Raw genomic sequence first — 3,322 nt, forward strand, 5'->3', positions numbered from 1 at the left:
ATGCGATCGCTTTCTGGTAAGATGCGAACGCACTTCCGAAAGGGTAGGCGATACTTCTGGCGGGCACGCTGCGCGAACGCACTTCCGAGAATGTAGGCGATCGCACTGGCGAGGCGATAGGCGATACTTCTGGCGGGCACGCTGCGCGATCGCACTTCCGAGAATGTAGGCGATACGTCGCACTCCGAGGCTACGCGATCGCACTTCTGAGACCCTAGGCGATCGCACTTCCGAGAATGTAGGCGATAGGTCGCACTTCCGAGAGGGTAGGCGATCGCACTTCTGAAAGGGTAGGCGATCGCACTTCTGAAAGGGTATGCGATAGGGTCGCACTTCCGAGAGGGTAGGCGATACTTCTGGCGGGCACGCTGGGCGATCGCCAACTCTGGGGGTAATTTACCATTGCCGGGGACGGAATTTATCATCATTTAAAATCACGACGCTATCTCCTGACTGTGCCAACACAAATAAGCCGCGACGGTAGCCATAGCGGGCGACTTCTTCGGGGACGACCATTCCGGCGACGGCTCCCATGGCTTTGACATCACTATAACGGGGCATTAACCGCTTGAATTTTTCGAGTCTTTCCAGGTGTTCGTCGATGTCGGTTTGGCTGAGTTTGCTTTTGACTTCGACTAATATGGCTTGGTCGGTGTTGACGACGAGCAAATCAATTTCTAGGGCTTCTCCAAAGCGTTTAACCGAGAGGTCGCCGTGAAATTCATTGACAGCAATTCCCCTTTTTTGAAATAGTTGGACGGCGGCGGGGCGTACCTGCCATTCGACAAATTCTCCGAGGCGGTTTCCCAATTTGCCTAATTCCTGGTTGAGTTTTTCATTCTGTTGTTTGATGATTCGTTCGGTTTCCCGGAAGCGGCGATCGCTTTCTTCGGATTGTCGCTGGAGGAGTTGCCGGGTTTCTTGAAATTGGCGTTCGGTTTCTTTCTGGGCTTCTGCCAGTTCCGCCAGCAGCCTCCAAACATCGTCAGCATTGGTGGTCATGGGGGTTGTCCTCTGGGTTATTTCAATCATCCATTTTAGCCACTTTCCACTATGCGATCGCTTTCTGGTAAGATGCGATCGCAATTCCGAGAGGCTACGGGAATGCACTGGCGAGGCGATAGGCGATACGCCCTACGGGCACGCTGCGCGATCGCACTTCTGAGGTAGGCGATCGCACTTCCGAGAGGGTAGGCGATACGCCCTACGGGCACGCTGCGCGAACGCACTTCCGAGAATGTAGGCGATCGCACTTCTGAAAGGCTAGGCGATCGCACTTCTGAAAGGCTAGGCGATCGCACTTCTGAAAGGCTAGGCGATCGCACTTCTGAAAGGCTAGGCGATCGCACTTCTGAAAGGCTAGGCGATCGCACTTCCGAGAGGCTAGGCGATCGCACTTCTGAAAGGCTAGGCGATCGCACTTCCGAGAGGCTAGGCGATCGCACTTCTGAAAGGGTAGGCGATCGTATGCCAACTGTTTGCTATTCTTCTGCCAATTTTAAAAAATGTTGATAAAGTTTGCTCTCTATCCGAAACTCCGCATCTTCGATCAACCGATCTATGAAAGGCTGTACGGCGGGAATTGCCTCTTGATGTTTGGCTTGTAGTAAAACACCCAGCAATCCGGTTACTTTTAATTGACAATCAGTTGCCAGCGCTCTGCCTCTCCGTTCATCCATGAGGAGCAGATCGGCTTTCAATTCCAGAGCCAGTACGATCGCTTCTGCTTCTCCGATATGAATGTGCCGTTGGGAAACTAAAATTTCATCAACTTGTCGGGTATTTTGGACGGGTCGAGTTACAATCCAGGGCAATGTTTGGACTTCGAGAGTGCCGGGAACGGGTTCGTCAGTTCCGGCCGGGGTCAATTCATTATAAACGGCGACGGGAAGGGTAATTGTCCCATAAAGTAAATGCAGAAGGTCGAGTTTTTCTATGGCGGCGAGATTGGTAATTGGGGAAGTGTCACTGACAACAATCATAGGAGTCCCAGTGTTTTTAGGGTTTGTACATCTTGATTGAGTTCCTCAAAGTCATAATTCAGACATAAATCTCTTTTGGCGAGTTCGTGCTGAAATTCTAAAACAGTTAAACCCAACCAAGCCCGCACTTGTCCACCGCTAATTTTATTTTTTTTGTACAGAATTAATGCCAGCTCGACCTTTAATTCATCTTCGCTGAGTTCGGCGGCTTTTAAAATCTCTTCGGGAATGAAAATACTCATAGACTCTCCCTTATTTATTGGCTTTAAATTGTACCATGACAGTTTCCTTCAAAAGTGTGCGACGATCACGTTGCGATCGCTTGTAGTCCGGCATCTTGCCTGTATAATCGGGAGTACGATCGCACTTCTGAGACTCTAGGCGATCGCACTTCTGAGACTCTAGGCGATCGCACTTCCCAGAGAGTAGGCGATCGCACTTCTGAAAGGGTAGGCGATCGCACTTCCGAGAATGTAGGCGATCGCACTTCTGAAAGGGTAGGCGATCGCACTTCCGAGAATGTAGGCGATCGCACTTCTGAAAGGGTAGGCGATAGGTCGCACTTCTGAAAGGGTAGGCGATACTTCTGGCGGGCACGCTGCGCGATCGCACTTCCGAAAGGCTACGTGATCGCCAACTCTGGGGGTAATTTACCATTGGCGGGGACGGAATTTATCATCATTTAAAATCACCACGCTATCTCCTGACTGTGCCAACACAAATAAGCCGCGACGGTAGCCATAGCGGGCGACTTCTTCGGGGACGACCATTCCGGCGACGGCTCCCATGGCTTTGACATCACTATAACGGGGCATTAACCGCTTGAATTTTTCGAGTCTTTCCAGGTGTTCGTCGATGTCGGTTTGGCTGAGTTTGCTTTTGACTTCCACTAATATGGCTTGGTCGGTGTTGACGACGAGCAAATCAATTTCTAGGGCTTCTCCAAAGCGTTTAACCGAGAGGTCGCCGTGAAATTCATTGACAGCAATTCCCCTTTGTTGAAACAGTTGGACGGCGGCGGGGCGTACCTGCCATTCAACAAATTCTCCGAGGCGGTTTCCCAATTTGCCTAATTCCTGGTTGAGTTTTTCATTCTGTTGTTTGATGATTCGTTCGGTTTCCCGGAAGCGGCGATCGCTTTCTTGGGACTGTTCCCGGAAGCGGCGATCGCTTTCTTCGGATTGTCGCTGGAGGAGTTGCCGGGTTTCTTGAAATTGGCGTTCGGTTTCTTTCTGGGCTTCTGCCAGTTCCGCCAGCAGCCTCCAAACATCGTCAGCATTGGTGGTCATGGGGGTTGTCCTCTGGGTTATTTCAATCATCCATTTTAGCCACTTTCCACT

The 3,322-nt window shown here is 51.0% G+C and carries 7 protein-coding genes; all 7 read right to left on the reverse strand.

Features of this window, described 5'->3' with window-relative positions:
• Nucleotides 1-428, reverse strand: a 428-nt coding sequence (locus B9T16_RS27120; RefSeq protein ID WP_410246224.1) for a hypothetical protein, incomplete at its 3' end; no start/stop codon positions are given.
• Complete coding sequence (locus tag B9T16_RS27125) at nucleotides 397-1,002, reverse strand: hypothetical protein (protein ID WP_410246225.1); 606 nt, start codon at nucleotides 1,000-1,002, stop codon at nucleotides 397-399. The genes B9T16_RS27125 and B9T16_RS27120, both read right to left, overlap by 32 nt.
• A 35-nt stretch (nucleotides 1,003-1,037) precedes the next feature.
• A complete protein-coding gene (locus B9T16_RS27130) occupies nucleotides 1,038-1,397 on the reverse strand; it encodes a hypothetical protein (RefSeq protein WP_410246226.1) in 360 nt (119 codons plus the stop codon).
• Nucleotides 1,398-1,481: 84 nt separating this feature from the next.
• Nucleotides 1,482-1,982 carry a DUF3368 domain-containing protein gene (locus tag B9T16_RS27135; protein WP_410246227.1) on the reverse strand — a complete coding sequence of 167 codons (501 nt, stop codon included), beginning with the start codon at nucleotides 1,980-1,982 and terminating at the stop codon, nucleotides 1,482-1,484.
• Nucleotides 1,979-2,224, reverse strand: a complete 246-nt coding sequence (locus tag B9T16_RS27140) for a UPF0175 family protein (RefSeq protein WP_006615867.1) — start codon at nucleotides 2,222-2,224, stop codon at nucleotides 1,979-1,981. The genes B9T16_RS27135 and B9T16_RS27140 overlap by 4 nt, the downstream gene beginning before the upstream one ends.
• A 10-nt stretch (nucleotides 2,225-2,234) precedes the next feature.
• Nucleotides 2,235-2,639 (reverse strand): hypothetical protein, encoded by a 405-nt coding sequence (locus B9T16_RS27145; protein ID WP_410246228.1) that lies wholly within the window; start codon nucleotides 2,637-2,639, stop codon nucleotides 2,235-2,237.
• Entirely contained in the window at nucleotides 2,633-3,271 is a 639-nt protein-coding gene (locus B9T16_RS27150; RefSeq protein ID WP_410246229.1) for a hypothetical protein, read from the reverse strand. Before B9T16_RS27150 ends, B9T16_RS27145 begins: the two co-directional genes overlap by 7 nt.
• Nucleotides 3,272-3,322 lie beyond the last annotated feature (51 nt).

The sequence above is a fragment of the Arthrospira sp. PCC 8006 genome (assembly GCF_046480465.1).
Lineage (GTDB): Bacteria > Cyanobacteriota > Cyanobacteriia > Cyanobacteriales > Microcoleaceae > Limnospira > Limnospira platensis.

Coding starts and splice junctions, on each gene's coding strand:
- B9T16_RS27145 (WP_410246228.1), bottom strand. CDS start 2,639: ATGGTAAATTACCCCCAGAGTTGGCGATCACGTAGCCTTTCGGAAGTG.
- B9T16_RS27125 (WP_410246225.1), bottom strand. CDS start 1,002: ATGACCACCAATGCTGACGATGTTTGGAGGCTGCTGGCGGAACTGGCA.
- B9T16_RS27140 (WP_006615867.1), bottom strand. CDS start 2,224: ATGAGTATTTTCATTCCCGAAGAGATTTTAAAAGCCGCCGAACTCAGC.
- B9T16_RS27150 (WP_410246229.1), bottom strand. CDS start 3,271: ATGACCACCAATGCTGACGATGTTTGGAGGCTGCTGGCGGAACTGGCA.
- B9T16_RS27135 (WP_410246227.1), bottom strand. CDS start 1,982: ATGATTGTTGTCAGTGACACTTCCCCAATTACCAATCTCGCCGCCATA.